This window comes from Actinoplanes sp. NPDC051537 (genome assembly GCF_055586105.1).
The window spans coordinates 175,605-193,298 of the sequence record NZ_JBVJIU010000019.1; the positions used below are offsets into that span (position 1 = coordinate 175,605).

A 17,694-nucleotide genomic window follows, 5' to 3' on the forward strand; every position below is an offset into this window, starting at 1 on the left:
CAGGATGACATCAGCTGTTGGGCTTGAGGCAGAGGACCTGGTTCTTGCCGTCGCCGGTCGGGTTGATCACGTACGGCTGCTGGGGGTCGGTGCATTTCGACTTGTCGTCCACGATCGACGTGATCTGGAACGACTGCGCGTCCGAGCACTTGGCCTGCACCGCGGCCGTACCGTCGCGCTTCACGCACTCGCCGGTGGTCGCGCTGAAGCCCTCGTTCTTGCCGCCCGCCACCAGATAGACGATGCCGAACACGACGCCGAGCAGCAGCACCGCGCCGATGACGACGGCGACCAGGATCGGAAGCATCCGCACGTGCGGCGTCTCCGGTTTGGCCGGCGTGCCGTCGGGCTTGAACTGGTCGAAGCGGCCCTCACCGCCGGGGCTCGGCCAGTTCGTGGTGTCTTCCGGGCTGGGCGGGGTCACCGTGGCCCGGTTCGCCACGTTGCCGAACTCCGGCATGGGGCCGTTCGGCGGCGGCGGGAACTGCGGGGCGTACGGGTTGCTGTTGTCCCGCCCGGCGATGTCGGTGGTGTGCTCGCTGTACTGCTCGGGCGCGTAGCCGGTGCCCGGACCGTTGCCGTTGGGCGACGGGGTGGTCAGGTCGGCGAACGACGGCAGGTTGCGGGGCTGGTCGCCGCCGAACCCCTCCGGGCGCGGGCCGAACGGGCCCGACTGCTGCTCGGGGCGGGGGCCGAACGGGCCGGCCGGCTCGGGCGGGGCGCCGAACGGCGAAGGCTGGCCGGGCGGCGGGCCGAAGGACGGAGGCTCACCGAACGGCGGAGCCTCACCGAAGGACGGAGCCTCACCGGGCGGCGGCCCGAACGGCGACGGCTGGCCGGGCGGCGGCCCGAACGACGGAGCCTGGCCGGGCGGCGGGCCGAACGACGACGGCTGGCCGGGCGGCGGGCCGAACGACGACGGCTGGCCGGGCGGCGGGCCGAACGGAGACTTCTGCTCGGGCGGGGCGCCGAAGGGCGATGCCTGGTCGGGGCCGCTGCCGAAGGGCGCGCCGCTGCGAGGCTGGTCGGGGGCCGGCGGGGTGGGCGGGGCCACGCGGGCGCTCGCCGAGGCGCGGGCGGTGGCGCGGGCCGGGGACTGCGGGGCTACCTCGGATGCGCCGAACTCGTCGCCGGCGCCGGGGCGCAGGGTGAAGGCCGGGGACCCGAAGTCGTCGTTCGCCTCCGGAGTGGGGTCGGCGGCGGGCTCGTCGGCCTCGGGGTCGACCGGGGCGGCGGGACGGCCGTAGACCTTGGCCTGCGGCGCGGCGACCGGGGGCGGGATCTCGGCCGGGTCGACGCCGGCGCGGCTGGCCGTGGGCACCGAGGCGCTCGCGGTCACCGGGCGGGCCGAGCCGACGGCGGGCGAGCTTTCGGCCGAGTCGCGCGGTGCCGGGACCGAGCGGCTCTCCGGCAGGGCGGGAGCGCCGCCGGACACGGACGGAGCACCGCCGGAAACCGAAGGAGCGCCGCCGGAGACGGAAGGAGTACCGCCGACCGCACCGAGGGCAGCGCCGGGCACCCGCTGGGGGTAGCCGCCGCGGTCGGTGTCGGGGGAGGGCGGCTCGGGACGCCGGTAGGGCGCGTGGTCATCCGGCCGGTCGGAGTCGCCGCCACCGAAGGGCGACGCGGACCGGTCACCGAAGGCCGCGGCCGCCGAACCGGGCCGCTGGCCGAACGGCGTAGAGCCGGGTCGCTCACCGAACGGCGAAGAGTCGGATCGCTCACCGAACGGCGCGGAAGCCGCACCTGGCCGCTCACCGAACGGCGCGGAAGCCGCACCGGGCCGCTCACCGAACGGCGCGGAAGCCGCACCGGGCCGCTCGCCGAGCGGCGCGGAGGCCGGCTCGCCGAAGCGCGACGGCGACTCGGGGCGCTCGCCGAACGGGGGCGCCGACTCCGGGCGCTCGCCGAACGGGGAAGCCCCGTCGGGACGCTCACCGAAGGGGCGGTCGCCGAACGGAGAAGGCTCGCTCTCGCCATGGGACGCGGCGGGAGACGAAGGCTTGGCCGAGCCGTAGGTGCCCGACGAGACCGGCCGCGCCGACTCGAAGGACGACGGCGCGGGGCCGGAGCCGGACACGGACGCGGAACCGCCCACGGCCGGCGAACCCGGGCGGGCCGACCCGAAGACCGGCTGATCGCCCGAAGGACGGCCGAAGGGGTCGGGCAGACCACCGGCCGGCTCGGCGGCGGGGCGCCGGCCGAACGGGTCGGACTGCTCGCCGCCGGTCGGCTCGGCGGAGCGGCGGCCGAACGAGTCGCCCGCTTCCGCGCTGGGTCGGCGGCCGAAGGGTTCGGCCGATTCCGGGGCGGGTCGGCGGCCGAAGGGGTCGGCCTGACCATCGGCCGGTTCCCCGGCGGGGCGGCGGCCGAAGGAGTCGGGCTGACCACCGGCCGCATCGGCGGCGGGGCGGCGGCCGAAGGAGTCGGGCTGGCCACCGGCCTCATCGGCGGCGGCGGGGCGGCGGCCGAACGGGTCGGACTGCTCGCCGCCGGCTGGGCCCGAGCCGAAAGCGTTGAACGAGGCGCCGGGCGGCGTGCCGAAGGGCGCCTGCTGGCTGCGGATCGGCAGGTCGGTGACGGGGGCCGGCGGCTGGGCGGCCGGCTGGTCCGACGTCGGCTCGCCGAGGTGCGGCGCCGGCGGGATGGTCGAGGCGCCGCGCAGCGGGAAGCCGCCGCTCTCGCCCCGGCGGGTCGGGAAGGCGGTGTTGCCGCCGCCGCGCAGCGGGAAGCCGCTGCCCTCGGAGCGGCCGGCTTCGGAGCGACTGGCCTCGGAGCGGCCGGCTTCGGAGCGGTTGGCCTCATCCGCGGCGGCGGGCGGGAGCGGCGGGAAGCCGCCGCTGTCGCCGGAACGGGTCGGCGGCGGGCCGTCGGGCAGGTCGGTGAGGGTGGCGCCGGGGACGCGGACGCGCTGGGCGCCGAAGACGGAGACGCCGGGCGGGCGGCCGGTGGCCGGGTCGACCTCGGGCTGCTCGGCGACGGTGCCTCGGCCGGGAGTGCCGGCCGCGAAACCGTCGAACTCGCCGATCGTGCCGGGGTCGACCGAGGCCGGGGTGCGCTGCGGCAGTGGGCTGTCGGTGGGTGCGGAGGCCTGCTGCGGCGCCCACGCCGAGCGCGGCGGCTCGGGGGCGTTGCCGGAGGCCGGCACGAACGGCGCCGAGCCCGCGGCGGGCGGCGGCGGGAACGAGGACGCGGGGGGTGGCGGGAACGACGACGCCGGCGTCGGCGAGACCGAGCCGTACGGCGAAGCGGCCGTGCCGGGGGTGACCGACCCATAAGGCGACGCGGCCCCACGCTCAGACTCGGGCGATACCGAGGGCGAGGTCAAGGGCGACGGCGGCTGACCGGGCGACGGCACCCGGGCCGACCCGTAGGACGTGCCGGGCGGCGCGGCCGGGCGCTCGCGCGCGCTGTCGGAGCCGGAACCGAAGGTGTTGACCGCGGGGACCACGAACGGCGAGCCGCCGTTGGGCGTGGCCGGCGGGGGCGGAGCGTACGAGCTCGGGAATCCGTCGGTGGGGGGCGGGGCCGAGGCCCGGCCCGCGATCCGCCGTCCGTCAGCGTCCGGCGGGAATTCGTCCGACGTGGGTCCGCCCGACGTGGCCTCGGCCGGCTGCGAACCGGCGTACTGCCCCTCGGACGTCATGAGCGCCTCCCTCGTCAATGCGGCCGTGCCAGCTTTGCACGGACGCGACTCACCGGCCAACGAGCCGGCGCGCCGTGCCCAGCTCTGAGGGCCAGGCCGTGCGGGACCGCCGGCGCGGTTGCGCCTCCGGAGGCCCCGGCTCCCGCTCCAGCCGGGCGAGGTGTCAGCCGGGCGAGCCGGCTGACGCCGGTCGAGCCGGGTCGAGAACCGTGCCCAACCGTACCGGGCCGGAGCGACAGGAGGAATCCCGGTGTACGTCCGGAAGGGGACGGCGAACGGATCTTTAAGGAGGACTTCAAAGAGAAAACGGCCCGTCCGGATGTCTCCGGGCGGGCCGCCGTAATGCTCTGGATCAGAAGGTCTTGCGCTGGGCGAAGATGGCGATCTCGTCACGCATGGCCCGGGTGGGCGCGGACTGCCACGCCCGGTCGAGAGCCCGGCTCTGACGGTTGATCAGCCGACGCTGGCGAACGCGGTCGACGATGCTCATGGTGCTGCTCACATCCCCTTTGGCCCTGGGTCGGGGCCACGTCTTTTACCTCGTACCGAGGCAAGACCAATTGTGTCTCGGCCCGGCCCGTGGTGCCAACGAATTAGGGGGTGATCCGGAGCACCTGCCTAACGATCGAAGGTCGGAATAATCCGTTGCCTAACTTTCTGAAGTATGCCTACGTCCAGGACAGCAGCGCCGACTCCGGGTCGGTGAGGAAGTCGCCGATGTCCCGGAGGAAGCGGGAGCCCAGCTCACCATCGATGATCCGGTGGTCGAAGGACAGCCCGAGCGTGGTCACCTGACGGATCTTGATCTTGCCATTGTGCACCCAGGGCGTCGGCCGGATCGCGCCGAACGCCAGGATCGCCGACTCGCCCGGCGGCAGGATCGGGGTCCCGCTGTCGACCCCGAAGACGCCGACGTTGGTGATCGACAGGGTGCCGGCGGACATGTCGGCCGGAGGCGTCTTGCCCGACTTCGCCACTTGCACGAGTGTGTTCAGCGCCTCGGCCAGCTCCCGCAACGTGAGACGCCCGGCGTCCTTGATGTTGGGAACGATGAGTCCGCGCTCGGTCGCCGCGGCGATGCCCAGATTCACGTACTCCTTGATGATGATCTCGCCCGTCTCGCCGGACCAGGTCGAGTTGACCATCGGGTGGCGCTGCACCGCGAGCAGCACGGCCTTGGCCACCAGCAGCAGCGGCGAGATGCGCACGTCGGCGAACTCGCGCCGGCCCTTGAGCTTCTCGACCGCCTTCATCGACTTGGTGACGTCGACCGTGAGGAACTCGGTGACGTGCGGCGCCGAGAAGGCCGAGGCCACCATGTTCTCGGCGGTGAGCTTCCGGACCCCCTTGACCGGGATCCGCTGCTCGCGCGAGGCGTCGAAAACCGCGGCGGCGGCGACGGGGGCGGGCGACGAGGGCTGAGCGGCCGCCTTCTGGATGTCATCCCGCGTCACCGAGCCCTTCGGCCCGCTGCCGGTGATCGTCGCGAGGTCGACACCCAGATCGCGAGCCAGCTTGCGGACCGGGGGCTTGGCCAGGGCTTTCCCGTTGGTGGCGGGAGGCGTGGGGGAAGCAACAGGCGACGGGGGAGCAACCGGAACCGGGGGAGCAGCAACCGTGGGGGGCGGTGCTCCGGGCGTACCCGATCGGGGTCGTCGCTTGGCGCTCGTGGTACGCGGACCGTAACCCACCAGGACCGCCGTACGCCCACCCGGCGCCGGACCCCCGATCAGCCCCGGCTCGACCGCGCCCTCGGCCGGCGCGATCTCGACCGCCGCCAGCGACTCCGCCGACGGCTCGGGAAGGTCGCCGCCCGACGGGTCGGTGTCGATCGCGACGATCGCCGCGCCCACCTCGACCGTCGTGCCCGCCTCGTGGAAGATCTTGGTGACGACGCCGGCCCACTTCGCCGGGATCTCCACCGCCGCCTTGGCCGTCTCGACCTCGACGATCGGCTGGTTCAGCTCGATCGTGTCGCCGACCTTGACCAGCCAGGAGAGGATCTCTCCCTCGGTCAGGCCCTCGCCGAGATCGGGCAGCGTGAACTCCTTGATCCGGGACATCGGGCTCACCAGCCGAACGAACGGTCGACGGCGTCCAGCACCCGGTCGAGATCGGGGAGGTACTCCTCCTCGACCCGCGCCGCCGGATAGGGAACGTCGTAGCCGGTCACCCGCAGCACCGGCGCCTCGAGCGAGTAGAAGCACTCCTCGGTGATGCGCGCGGCGAGCTCGGCGCCGAGGCCCAGGTTGCCCGGCGCCTCGTGCACGACGATGGCCCGGCCGGTGCGCTTCACCGACTCGTAGACCGTGCCCATGTCGAGCGGGGAGAGCGAGCGCAGGTCGATGACCTCGAGGTTGCGGCCATCCTCGGCGGCCGCGGCGGCCGAATCCAAACAAGTGCGGACCATCGGCCCGTACGCCAGGAGCGTCGCGTCCGTGCCCGGGCGGGCGACCCGGGCCTCGTGCAGGGGGAAGGCATCGCCGAGCGGGGTGTCGAGGTCGACCTCGCCCTTCTCCCAGTACCGCCGCTTGGGCTCGAAGAAGACGATCGGGTCGTCCGACCGGATCGCCTGCCGGATCATCGTGTACGCGTCGGCCGGGTTCGCGCAGCTCACGACCTTGAGGCCGGGGGTGTGCGCGAAGAGCGCCTCGGGCGACTCGGAGTGGTGCTCGACCGCGCCGATGCCGCCGCCGAACGGGATGCGGATGACGATCGGCAGCCGCACGTTGCCGAGCGAGCGGTAGTACATCTTCGCGACCTGGGCCACGATCTGGTTGAACGCCGGGAACACGAACCCGTCGAACTGGATCTCGCAGACCGGCCGGTAGCCGCGGATGGCCAGGCCGATCGCGGTGCCGACGATGCCCGACTCGGCGAGCGGGGTGTCGATGACGCGGTCGTCGCCGAAGTCCTTCTGCAGGCCGTCTGTGATGCGGAAGACGCCGCCGAGCTTGCCGACGTCCTCGCCCATGATGACGACCTTGGGGTCGTCCTCGAGGGCGCGGCGCAGGCCGTGGTTGAGGGCTTTGCCCAGGGTGATCGTCTCGGCCATCAGTGGGCGCTCCCCTCGAACGACGCGTGGTACCGCTCGAACTCGGCCTTCTGGGCGTCGATCTCGGGCGAACCGTGCGGGTAGACGTTGTCGAACAGGGTCACCGGCTGCGGGTCGGGCATGGCCAGCACCCGCTCGCGCAGGTCGAGCGCGAGCTTCTTGGCGGCCTCGTCGACCTCGCCGAAGAACGCGTCGTCGGCGATCTGCTGCTTGGCGAGGAAGGCCTTGACCCGGGCGATCGGGTCCTTCGCCTTCCACGCCTCGACCTCGCTGGCGATGCGGTAGCGGGTCGGGTCGTCGGAGCTGGTGTGCGCGCCCATCCGGTAGGTGTACGCCTCGATCAGCGTCGGGCCCTGCCCGTTGCGGGCCTGGTCGAGCGCGGCCCGGGTGACCGCGTAGCTCGCCAGCACGTCGTTGCCGTCGATCCGGACGCCCGGGAAGCCGTAGCCCAGCGCACGCCGGTAGAGCGGGATGCGGGTCTGGCGCTCGAGCGGCTCGGAGATCGCGTACTGGTTGTTCTGGCAGAAGAAGACGATCGGCGCGTGGAAGACGCCGGACCAGACGAACGCCTCGTTGACGTCGCCCTGGCTGGTGGCGCCGTCGCCGAAGTACGCGATCACGGCCTCGCCGTCGGCGTTGCCGGTCTTGCCGTCCATGGTGACGCCCATGGCGTATCCGGTCGCGTGCAGCGTCTGCGAGCCGATCACGATCGTGTACGTGTTGAACTTGAACTCATTCGGATCCCAACCGCCCTGGTCGACGCCGCGGAACAGGCCGAACGGCATGATCGGGTCGATACCGCGGCAGTAGAGGACGCCGTGCTCGCGGTAGGTCGGGAACGCCATGTCCTGCCGGCGCAGCGCCCGGCCGGAACCGACCTGAGCCGCCTCCTGACCCAGCAGGCTCGCCCAGATGCCGAGCTCGCCCTGGCGCTGCAGGGCGGTCGCCTCGGCGTCGAGCCGCCGGACCGTGACCAGGTCGCGGTAGAGCTCGCGGTACTCGTCGTCGGTGAAGTCGACCGAGTAGGTCATGCCGTCCGCCGTGGTGACGCTGTCGACGCGTTCCCCGTCGGGGGTGAGCAGTTGGACGAAGCCGCCGGCTGGGGCGTCCGCCCCCACTTCGCTGTCGCCGTTCGCCATCCGTGTCTCCCTGTTCATCTCTGCGCCCGCGGCGGGTGTTGCCCGTCCGCGCGGCGAACCGCTGGGGGTCGCCGCGCCTGACCTTGGTGAGGTTGCCGCGCGACGTCTCGACGTGGGTCCTGACCCCGCCGGGGAGTGACGGTCCCCACCTCGCCCCGCTGGATCGGCGGAAGGCGACGGCGGCGGTGCCGTCGTCTTCATCCTGACAGAGAACGTGAGCGTCGTTACAGGTCGGGTCGATCACAGTCGGGAAATTCTGCCGTCACATCGGCGTCCGTGTTTGTCCGGATAAGTACTTTTCGTACGGTCACTACCGTACGAACGGCCCGCTTTTACCGCTGCGCCGACGCGGGTGCGTCGTTCATCCCGATGACCGAGACCGATCCATGTTGATCATTCGTTCGGGTTCAGCGCAGGGAGGGAACCGGCCGTGCCGGAGCAGCCAGACGACGACCTCGTGCCGCCGCTGAAGGTGATGCGGAAACGGCTGAACGGGGTCTACCGGGCCGATTCCGGCTTCTCGGGACCGACGCGACGGTATGTGCTCATCGTGGCGCTTCTGGTCGGGCTGGCGTCGGTGCCGACGCTCGCGGCGATCACCGCCGGGTCGAACGAGCTCGCCGACGGCAAGACCGACACCATGGACATCCCGTTCCTGCCGCCGGCCTCGCCCGGTCCGATCGCGCCCGCTTCACCTTCTTCGCCGGCCGGTGCCGCTTTCGCCCGGGCGGGGCGACTCGCGGGGGAGATCGGCAAGATCAAGCCGTCCCCGTACGGCGGGGAGCCGTCGCCCGCGGATGATCGGTCGACGTCCGGTTCTGACAAGTCCGGCGGGTCCGGGGACGCGGATGACGTGCCGTCGATGGCGGCGTTTCCGGCATTGCCCGGTATGCCCGGTCTTTCGGATCTGCCCCCGGTGCGGGGTCGTTCGGCCGGTCAAGGGTCGTCTTCCTCCGGTGACGAGTCTTCGGCCGGCTCTCCCTCTGGCTCCTCCCCCGGGGGCCACTCTTCTTCCGCGTCTTCTGGGGGCCAGTCTTCTTCCGGGAGTCAGTCGTCTTCCGGGGGCCACTCTTCTTCGGGTGACCAGTCTTCTTCGGGCGACCAGTCTTCCTCTTCGGACGGTCACGCGTCTTCCGACGACACCGATTCGTCGGATGACCCGGATTTGTCGGATTCCCAGGACTCATCGGATGATTCGGACTCGTCCGGCGACGATCCTTCCGGGCCGGGGCGGTCCGACGAGCCGCCGGCCTGGTCGACCCGGCCCTTCTGCCACGAGCGCGGCAACTGTGACGACAAGTCGTCGCACCACCACCGGCCCGACTGGTCCCGGCACCGCCACTGCGAGAGCAGCACCCGCCGGGCGCACTGGTCGAGCCACCGCGCCGGCGTCGCCCGGTCGGTCACCGTCCACATCGACCCGACCGGACGCCACGGCTCGCGCCGCGTCGTCCGCCACGACACGCGTCCCATCGTCAGCCGCCGGTCGACCGACCGGTCCGAGCACCGCCGGAGGCCAGCAGTGTCCGACCGACCGCACAACATTCGCGCCGCCAGCATCCTCGAGCGCAGCTACGCCCCGGGCAACCCGAACGGCCTCCGGCACATCCCCGAGGCGCGCACCGAGGACAACCGGCTCGCGAACCAGCCGTACCGCGGCAGTCACCGGGCCGGCAGCCTGCACCACGCCGACGACCAGACCCCGGCCCAGCGCCGCAGCTCCCGGGTGGGACGCCACCACGCCGAGCCGTCCGAGGACCTGAGCGGCCGCTGGTGAGGGTCTTGCCTAGGCGCCGCCCTCGAGGTGGTTGCGGTTGGCCTCGATCCACGCATCGATCGCATCGGTGTCGTCGGGGTCGACGCCCTCCGAGATGAGCTGGGCCACGGCCGCCGTGGCCGGGCTGCGCCGCTCGCCGGTCGCGTAGAGCCGGGCGAACTCGGGCACCATCTCGTCGACCGTCTCGTCGGTCTGGGTGGCGGCCGCCTCGGGCAGGCCGCGGCGCCGGGCCGTGTAGGCCGACCAGGCGCGCGTCACCCGGGGCAGCATGGCCGCGTCGTCCATGTCGAGGACCGCCCGCCGGTGCACCCAGTCGAGCAGGAAGAGGCCGGCCACCGCCGGGCTCCAGCGCACCGGGTCGGCGCCGGGCAGCGTCGCCGCGTGGTCGAGCAGCAGGCTCAGGCAGAAGTGCAGCGAGGGCAACTCGTCGTCGCCGACCCGGTCGAGGCCGAAGCGGGCCGCCTCGGCGCTGGCCAGGAAGTCGCGGGAGACATCGGTGCCGCTCGCGCGCGGCGGCTCGACCAGCGGCGGCGTGGTGGCGGCGGGCAGCAGCGCCAGCCGGGCCGCGGCCAGCGCGCGGTCGGTGGCAAGCGAGCCCTCGGACGGCAGCGAGCTCAGGCCGTCGGTGATCGCCAGGTGCCGGTCGACCTCGTCGCGCAGCCGGCCCGGGTCTTCCTCGCGGAACCAGGTCAGGTCGTCCTCGGCGCACATCTCGCGCACCTGCTGGAGCACGCGCTCGGCCGAGGCGCCGACGAAGACGTCCTTGGTGATGCCGATGTTGTGGTCGACCAGGGCCACGACCGCGTGCTCGGGCCCGCCGTCCTCCTCGTCCTCGTAGGCGAAGGTGACCAGATAGGACGTCTGGTCACCATAGACATCGCCGTAGGCGTAGCAACCGGTCGGCCGTACGCGACCAAGCTGGGCCGCCCACGACGGCGCTTGAGCGCCCCGCCGGACCTGTCCCGCCCCCGCCGCGTCGGGCACCAGGGTCGCGAAGACCTCGCGGATGGTCGTGGCCGCCGCCGTGCGACGCCGCGTGGTCGCGGCGAGGAAATGTCCCACGAAGTCGCGCACCGCCGTGGCCCGATCGGCGACCGCCACCGAGTAGACGCTGCCGAGCAGCGCGGTGCCCAGCAACTCCGCGTCCAGGGCGCAGTCGAGCTTCGCCACGTCGCGTGCCGCGTGCAGAACCGCCTCGTACGGACTCGATGACTCGGGCATATCGCGAGCGTACCGGGACCGCGACGCTCGGAGACTACTCCGAACGAACGGTCGTGAGGGACTCGCGCGCCTGGGCGTACGCGTTGAGCACCTCGCGGACCGGCGCCACCACGTATTCGCGGGCGACCTCGGTGACCGAGGCCCGCAATTGCTGCTCGGCCCGTTTCCGGGCGTGCCGCGCGCCCCAGTCGACGATCGGCTTGAGCAGCAGCCAGAGCAGCACGCCGAAGATCAGGCCGCCGAGCAGCAGCAGCGTGGGCATCGGCACCGCGCCGACCTTGGGATAGCGCAGCTCGGGCAGGCCGAGGACGCGAACCACGTAACCGGCGAGCAGCCAGCCCAGCCCGGCGACGGCGGCCGCCACGAGCAGCCACTGGAGCCCGCCGACGCCCCGCCACCAGAGCGGCGTGCGGTCGGCGCCCAGGTCGGTCTTGGCGACCGCCCGGTCGAGCGCGTCCGGCAGGTCGTTGACGCGGGAGCGCGCCGCCGTGTTGAGCGCGGGCGCCCACATCGGCGGGAGCGGCGCGGCCGCGCGATCGGCGACCGCGCGCACGGTGATGCCGACCGCCGACTTCTGGGCGGCATCGGCCTCGGGCACCGAGGTGCGCGGCACGATGTCGGTGGAGACGGCGTCGGTGGGCTTCTTCGCGCCCAGGTGCAGCCGGCGCAGCGGGTCGGGCCGCAGCCGGCGCAGGCCCCGCAGAACCGGCCAGCCGGTCGCGGCCGTGGCCCGGTGCCGGTAGGAGCCGGCGGCGGCGTCGGCGACCGCGCCCACGCCGGCCGATGCCGACAACGCGTCGGACAGCTGGCGTACGGTCGCCCGGTCCACCTCGTCCTCGGCCGCCGGTGGCCCGATCATGGCCATCAGCGGCTCGCCCACCGACTCGAGGTCGCCGGCCAGGCGGCGCAGCGCGGCCTGGCGGTCGGCGACCGTCTTCTCCAGCGTCTCGCGCAGCTCGTGCAGCATGCCGGGCTGCTTGGCCGAGGTGGCCATCACCGGCGCGCCGGTCAGGCCGTCCTCCTCCAGCAGCCGCCGCAGGTCGCCGAGCACGACCTCGGTGTCGCTGGTGGACAGCCGGTCGGCCTGGTTGAGCACGACGATCGTGACGCCCGAGTGCGCGCGGAACTGCGACAGGTAGGCCTGGTGCAGGATCCGGTCGCCGTACTTCTGCGGGTCGACCACCCAGACCACCTGGTCGACCAGGCCGAGCAGCCGGTCGACCTCGAGCCGGTGGCTGCGCTCGATCGAGTCGAAGTCGGGCAGGTCGAGCAGCACCAGCCCGCGCAGGGCGGCCTCGTCGTCGCCGTCGAGCGCGCTTTCCCGGATGAAGCGCTGGCGAGGCAGCACCCCGATCCAGTCGAGCAGCCGGTTCGCCGGCTCCAGCGGGCCCCAGACGCAGGCGTGCGCGGCGCCGGTGGTCGGCCGCCGCACCCCGACCGGCGAGAGCTTCAGCCGGGCGAGCGCGTTGAAGAGGCTGGACTTGCCGCTGCCGGTGCTGCCGGCCAGCGCCACCACGGTGTGGTCGCGGGACAGCGCCAGCCGGGTGCCGGCCCGCTCGACCAGCGTGTGGGCCGCGACCAGGTCGGCGTCCGGCAGGTACGGGTCCACGAGCCGGAGGAACTTGGCCAGCGCGTCGAGCCGCTCGACCAGTTCCTCGGCGTCCACCCGGCCGTCCGTACCGGTCAGCGCCCCACGCACCTTCTCAATCAAGCTCATGTCGCGCTCCCCGTCAACGCGAGTTCGTTCCGCGCGTCCTCCACGTCGAGCGCGGCCCGGCGCAGCTCGGCGGCGGGCGCCGTGTCGAGCCCGGTGGCCGCGGTGCGCTCGGTGTACCGGGCGGCCTCGCCGTCGAGCAGCTCGCCGACCCGGAACAGCAGGTCTTCCCGGGCCCGGTTGGCCAGCCCGCGGATCGCCTGGTCGCCGAAGACGGCCTCGAGCACCTTCTGGGCCGCCACCGTGGTGCCGACGCCGGCCGCGACCTCGAGCCCGGTCGGGATGAACGCGGTCGAGGTGAAGACGGCGATCATCACGGCGAGGCCGGCGCCGTTCACCGCGTAGGCGGCGCCGCGGGCGACCACCCGCTTCTCCGCGCTCTGCTCGCGCACCAGGCCGAGCACCCACTGCTGCCAGTCGCGCACCAGCCGGTCGGCGCGTTGCGGCAGGTCGGCCGAGGCGCGCTGCAACTCGGGCCGGAGCAGGGCGGCGCCGGCCGGGTGGGCCTGCCAGGCCGCGTACGCCTGCTCGGCCGCGTCCGTCGAAACCCCGCGCAGCAGGGTGACCAGCTGCGACTCCAGCGCCGTCTGAAGGTTGCGCCCGGGCAGCGGCCGCCCGGTGATCGCCGAGACGAGCCGGTCGCGCAGCAGGCCCACCTTGTTCTCCAGGGTGCGCATGAACTCGCCGGTGCCGACGAACTCCTGCCAGCGGGCGAGCACCTCGCCGCGGAGCAGGCGGCCGTCGCGCAGGCCCTCGACCACGGTCTGCCGCGCGGTGCGGTAGGCGACCGTGACCCGCTCGTCCAGCGCGCGGGCGGCGACGGCCTGCTCGTCGGCGGCGTCGGCCAGGCCGGACACCGCCGGGCCGAGCGCGGCGAGCGCGCCGTCCAGGGTCTGTCGCACCACCGCCGAGCGGGCAGAGGAGTCGGCGGCGAGCTGGCCGAACCAGTCGTGCAGCGGGCCGATCACGTCCTCGGCGATCAGGCCCTGGCCGTCCAGGGTGGTCTCGGGCAGCACGAACAGCGGCGCGGCGCCGAGGTTGCGGGCGGTCAGCATCTCGCGCAGGTGAGCCGTGATCTCGGCGGCGGCCTCGGCCGGCACCCGGTCGAGCACCAGCGCGATGACGGTGCCGCGCAGCCGGGCGGTGGTGAGCAGCTCCCACGGGACGTTGTCGGCGTAGCGGGCGGCCGTGGTCACGAACAGCCAGAGGTCGGCGGCGGCCAGCAGCTGCGCGGCGAGTTGCCGGTTGCCGGCCACCACCGAGTCGATGTCGGGCGCGTCGAGGAACGCGAGGCCGGCGCCGAGCGCGGGGGCGGACACGATCTGGAGCGTACGGGGATCGGGGCTCGACTCCGGGGTGCGGACCAGTCCCGGCAGCAGTTGCCCCTGGCGGAACCAGGCCAGGTCGGCGGCGTTGCTGACCAGCACCGGGGAGCGGGTGGTCGGCCGGAGCACGCCGGCGGTGCTGACCGGGGCCCGGACCAGGCTGTTGACCAGGGTCGACTTGCCGGCGCCGGTGGAGCCGCCGACGACCACGAGCAGCGGCGCGTCGAGCCGCGCGAGGCGCGGAAGAAGGTAGTCGTCGAGCTGGGCCACGAGGGCGGCGCCGACCCGGCGGGCCTCCTCGGCCGAAGGCATGACCAGGGGGTACGAGGCGCCGCCGATCGCCGCGCGCAGCCGGCTCAACGCGGTGGCCAGATGTCCGACCGCGGGCGGGGGCTCGACCGGCAGCGGCTCGAGGGCCGTCGAGGTCGTGGGCTCGGGCGTTACCTCGGCCGTCAGCTCCGGCTCGGGCGTCGGCTCCGGCGTCAGCTCGGCCGTGGGCTCCAGCTCGGCCGTGGGCTCCAGCTCGGCCGTGGGCTCCAGCTCGGGCGTCGGCTCCGGCTCCGGCGTCAGCTCGGCCGTGGGCTCGGGCGTCGGCTCCGGCTCCGGTTTCGTGATCTCCGCCTCTTCGGTGGGTTCCTCGGTCTGGTCCTTATGACCATTTTGCCCGACCTCGGAGTCCGATGAATTCTCGGTTGCCGCCGGGGGTTCGGGCGACTCGGCGCCCTCTTCCGTCGACTCGATCTTGGCTTCGGGATCACTCTCGGCGACGACGTCATCGGCCGGCTCGGGTGGGCCGGCCTCGGGATCGGGATGTGGCTGACGGGGCACGACGGGGTCCGTAGGATCAGAGTTGTTCCCGGCATCGGTCGAAACCGCGCTCGTCAGACCCTTCTCGTCCGATCCGGCAGGCTCTTGCGTTGCGGCGTCCACGGCGGATATGGCCGATGGACCGACCGCGTCACCGTGCGTCGTCACGGGTAAAGAGTGCCTGATCTATGCATGCAGGACAACAGGTGCCGGTATGCCGTGACCGGACAGGTATCTACCGAAGTGCTGGCGGGATGAAGCCCCTTGCGCCGAGTTGGCTCAACTTCGATTTGACGGGTGGCCGGCCCGTGGCATCATTGAGTCGGATCCACTCAACCTTGTAACGCAGCCTTGTAATGAAGCGAGGAACACCATGGCACGTGCGGTCGGCATCGACCTCGGCACCACGAACTCCTGCGTCAGCGTTCTGGAAGGAGGCGAGCCCACCGTCATCGCCAATGCGGAGGGCTCCCGGACGACCCCGTCCATCGTCGCCTTCGCCCGCAACGGCGAGGTGCTCGTGGGTGAGGTCGCCAAGCGCCAGGCGGTGACCAACCCCGACCGGACGATTCGCTCGGTCAAGCGGGAGATCGGCACCAACTGGTCGATCGACATCGACGGCAAGAAGTACACGCCGCAGGAGATCTCGGCGCGGGTTCTGATGAAGCTCAAGCGCGACTCCGAGGCGTACCTCGGTGAGCAGGTCACCGACGCGGTCATCACCGTCCCGGCCTACTTCAACGACGCGCAGCGCCAGGCCACCAAGGAGGCCGGCGAGATCGCGGGCCTGAACGTCCTGCGGATCGTGAACGAGCCGACCGCGGCCGCCCTGGCCTACGGGCTGGACAAGGGCTCCAAGGAGCAGACCGTCCTGGTCTTCGACCTCGGCGGCGGCACCTTCGACGTCTCGCTGCTCGAGCTCGGCGACGGCGTCATCGAGGTCAAGTCGACCTCCGGCGACAACCACCTCGGCGGCGACGACTGGGACCAGCGGGTCATCGACCACCTGGTCAAGACCTTCCGCGGTGAGCACGGCATCGACCTGGGCGCCGACAAGATGGCCCTCCAGCGTCTGCGCGAGGCCGCCGAGAAGGCGAAGATCGAGCTGTCCGCGGCGACCACCACCAGCATCAACCTGCCCTACATCACGGCCGGCCCGGACGGCCCGCTCCACCTGGACATGTCGCTGTCCCGGGCCGAGTTCCAGCGCATGACGCAGGACCTGCTCGACCGCTGCAAGGGCCCGTTCGAGTCCGCGATCAAGGACGCCGACGTCAAGCTCTCCGACGTCGACCACGTCATCCTGGTCGGCGGCTCGACGCGTATGCCGGCCGTCGCCGACCTGGTCAAGAGCATGACCGGCAAGGAGCCCAACAAGGGCGTCAACCCGGACGAGGTCGTCGCCGTCGGTGCCGCTCTGCAGGCCGGCGTGCTCAAGGGCGAGGTCAAGGACGTTCTGCTCCTCGACGTCACCCCGCTGTCCCTGGGCATCGAGACCAAGGGCGGCATCATGCACAAGCTGGTCGAGCGCAACACGACCATCCCGGCGCACCGTTCCGAGGTCTACACCACGGCCGACGACAACCAGCCCTCCGTGCTGATCCAGGTCTTCCAGGGCGAGCGCGAGATGGCGGCGTACAACAAGAAGCTCGGCACTTTCGAGCTCAGCGGCATCGCGCCGGCTCCGCGCGGGGTCCCGCAGATCGAGGTCTCCTTCGACATCGACGCGAACGGCATCGTGCACGTGTCCGCCAAGGACCTGGGCACGGGCAAGGAGCAGAAGATGACGATCACCGGCGGCTCCGCGCTGCCGAAGGACGACATCGAGCGCATGATGCGCGACGCTCAGGACCACGCGGACGAGGACAAGAAGCGCCGCGAGGACGCGGAGACCCGCAACCTGGCCGAGCAGCTGCAGTGGCAGACCGAGAAGTTCCTGGCCGAGAGCGGCGACAAGCTGCCCGAGGAGAGCAAGAACAACATCAACGAGGCCCTCGGCGACCTCCGCGGCGCGCTCGGCGGCTCCGACATCGAGAAGATCAAGTCGGCGCACGAGCGGCTGTCGCAGGTGTCGCAGGAGGCCGGATCGATGCTCTACTCGCAGGGTGACGGCACGCAGGCCGCGACCGGCGGCGCCGACGGCACCCAGGCGCCCGGTGGCGCGACCGGTGCCGGCCCGACGGCCGGTGGCCCGGCGGCCGGTGGTGGCGGTGGCGACGACGTCGTCGACGCCGAGATCGTGGAGGACGACAAGAAGTGACTGCCGCGGACGACGAGAACGACGGTCAGGCGACCGAGCGGGTCGTCATCCGGGACCGCCGCAAGATAGACCCGAAGACCGAGGGCAAGGCCAAGGGCACTGCCGAGGTCAAGGAGAAGCCGGGCGGCGGCGCCCACCGCGCCGCCGACCCGGAAGATGGCACCAAGGTCCCGGCCGAGACCGAGCCGGCGAAGCCCGCGCTCGGAGCCGAGCTCGAGGCGTTGCGCGGCGAGCTCGACGAGCGGACGCACGACCTGCAGCGGGTGACGGCGGAGTACGCCAACTACCGCAAGCGGGTCGACCGCGACCGGGCGGCGGCCGCCGAGCTCACCACGGGAGCCGTGCTCACCGCGCTGCTGCCGGTGCTCGACGACATCGACCGGGCACGCGAGCACGGCGACCTGGTCGGTCCGTTCGCCTCGGTGGCGGAGTCGCTCACCGCGGTGACCGGAAAGCTCGGGCTCACCCCCTTCGGCGAGAAGGGCGACCCGTTCGACCCCAACCGGCACGAGGCGGTCGCGCACCAGACGTCGGCCGACGTCACGGAAGCGACCTGCATCGAGGTCATGCGCCGGGGCTACACGCTGGGCGAGCGGCTGCTGCGGCCCGCCCTGGTCGCGGTGGCCGACCCGGAGTGATCTCACAGGCTCGGGGTGGGGGGGGGGAGGGGGGGGGGGGGGGGGGGGGGGGGGGGGGGGGGGGGGGGGGGGGGGGGGGGGGGGGGGGGGGGGGGGGGGGGGGGGGGGGGGG

At 72.7% G+C, this 17,694-nt stretch carries 11 protein-coding genes; 3 read left to right on the forward strand and 8 right to left on the reverse strand.

What is annotated here, in order from left to right; genetic code table 11:
• Nucleotides 1-10 precede the first annotated feature (10 nt).
• The 5 genes from ACZ6TB_RS38430 to pdhA all read right to left on the reverse strand — a co-directional run bounded on the left by ACZ6TB_RS38430 (nt 11) and on the right by pdhA (nt 7,840).
• Entirely contained in the window at nt 11-3,646 is a 3,636-nt protein-coding gene (locus tag ACZ6TB_RS38430; protein WP_465563332.1) for a hypothetical protein, read from the reverse strand.
• A gap of 352 nt (nt 3,647-3,998) precedes the next feature.
• Nucleotides 3,999-4,136, reverse strand: coding sequence for a hypothetical protein (locus ACZ6TB_RS38435; protein WP_465563334.1), 138 nt, complete (start codon nt 4,134-4,136; stop codon nt 3,999-4,001).
• Between the two features lie 178 nt (nt 4,137-4,314).
• On the reverse strand, nt 4,315-5,709 hold the full coding sequence (locus tag ACZ6TB_RS38440) for a dihydrolipoamide acetyltransferase family protein (protein ID WP_465563337.1): 1,395 nt from the start codon (nt 5,707-5,709) through the stop codon (nt 4,315-4,317).
• 5 nt (nt 5,710-5,714) lie between these two features.
• Nucleotides 5,715-6,704 carry an alpha-ketoacid dehydrogenase subunit beta gene (locus ACZ6TB_RS38445; RefSeq protein ID WP_465563400.1) on the reverse strand — a complete coding sequence of 330 codons (990 nt, stop codon included), beginning with the start codon at nt 6,702-6,704 and terminating at the stop codon, nt 5,715-5,717.
• Nucleotides 6,701-7,840, reverse strand: a complete 1,140-nt coding sequence (gene pdhA / locus ACZ6TB_RS38450) for a pyruvate dehydrogenase (acetyl-transferring) E1 component subunit alpha (protein ID WP_465563339.1) — start codon at nt 7,838-7,840, stop codon at nt 6,701-6,703. Before pdhA ends, ACZ6TB_RS38445 begins: the two co-directional genes overlap by 4 nt.
• Before the next feature lie 430 nt (nt 7,841-8,270).
• Here pdhA and ACZ6TB_RS38455 point away from each other — a divergent pair, with 430 nt between their 5' ends.
• Entirely contained in the window at nt 8,271-9,617 is a 1,347-nt protein-coding gene (locus ACZ6TB_RS38455) for a hypothetical protein (protein ID WP_465563342.1), read from the forward strand.
• Between the two features lie 9 nt (nt 9,618-9,626).
• Here the strand turns inward: ACZ6TB_RS38455 and ACZ6TB_RS38460 are convergent, their stop codons facing one another.
• From ACZ6TB_RS38460 to ACZ6TB_RS38470, 3 genes are read right to left on the reverse strand one after another with little or no spacing between them, the layout of a single operon-like run.
• Complete coding sequence (locus tag ACZ6TB_RS38460; RefSeq protein WP_465563345.1) at nt 9,627-10,838, reverse strand: hypothetical protein; 1,212 nt, start codon at nt 10,836-10,838, stop codon at nt 9,627-9,629.
• 34 nt (nt 10,839-10,872) lie between these two features.
• On the reverse strand, nt 10,873-12,555 hold the full coding sequence (locus ACZ6TB_RS38465) for a GTPase (RefSeq protein WP_465563348.1): 1,683 nt from the start codon (nt 12,553-12,555) through the stop codon (nt 10,873-10,875).
• Nucleotides 12,552-14,705 (reverse strand): ABC transporter, encoded by a 2,154-nt coding sequence (locus ACZ6TB_RS38470; protein ID WP_465563350.1) that lies wholly within the window; start codon nt 14,703-14,705, stop codon nt 12,552-12,554. Before ACZ6TB_RS38470 ends, ACZ6TB_RS38465 begins: the two co-directional genes overlap by 4 nt.
• A 352-nt stretch (nt 14,706-15,057) precedes the next feature.
• Here ACZ6TB_RS38470 and dnaK point away from each other — a divergent pair, with 352 nt between their 5' ends.
• Both dnaK and grpE read left to right on the forward strand, forming a co-directional pair.
• Nucleotides 15,058-16,944, forward strand: a complete 1,887-nt coding sequence (dnaK, locus tag ACZ6TB_RS38475) for a molecular chaperone DnaK (protein ID WP_465563353.1) — start codon at nt 15,058-15,060, stop codon at nt 16,942-16,944.
• Entirely contained in the window at nt 16,941-17,582 is a 642-nt protein-coding gene (grpE, locus tag ACZ6TB_RS38480; RefSeq protein WP_465563356.1) for a nucleotide exchange factor GrpE, read from the forward strand. Before dnaK ends, grpE begins: the two co-directional genes overlap by 4 nt.
• Nucleotides 17,583-17,694 lie beyond the last annotated feature (112 nt).

What these genes read in the sequence shown, in the direction of transcription:
- ACZ6TB_RS38430 (WP_465563332.1), bottom strand. Translation starts at nt 3,646, where the DNA reads ATGACGTCCGAGGGGCAGTACGCCGGTTCGCAGCCGGCCGAGGCCACG.
- ACZ6TB_RS38435 (WP_465563334.1), bottom strand. Translation starts at nt 4,136, where the DNA reads ATGAGCATCGTCGACCGCGTTCGCCAGCGTCGGCTGATCAACCGTCAG.
- ACZ6TB_RS38440 (WP_465563337.1), bottom strand. Translation starts at nt 5,709, where the DNA reads ATGTCCCGGATCAAGGAGTTCACGCTGCCCGATCTCGGCGAGGGCCTG.
- pdhA (WP_465563339.1), bottom strand. Translation starts at nt 7,840, where the DNA reads ATGGCGAACGGCGACAGCGAAGTGGGGGCGGACGCCCCAGCCGGCGGC.
- ACZ6TB_RS38460 (WP_465563345.1), bottom strand. Translation starts at nt 10,838, where the DNA reads ATGCCCGAGTCATCGAGTCCGTACGAGGCGGTTCTGCACGCGGCACGC.
- ACZ6TB_RS38465 (WP_465563348.1), bottom strand. Translation starts at nt 12,555, where the DNA reads ATGAGCTTGATTGAGAAGGTGCGTGGGGCGCTGACCGGTACGGACGGC.
- dnaK (WP_465563353.1), top strand. Translation starts at nt 15,058, where the DNA reads ATGGCACGTGCGGTCGGCATCGACCTCGGCACCACGAACTCCTGCGTC.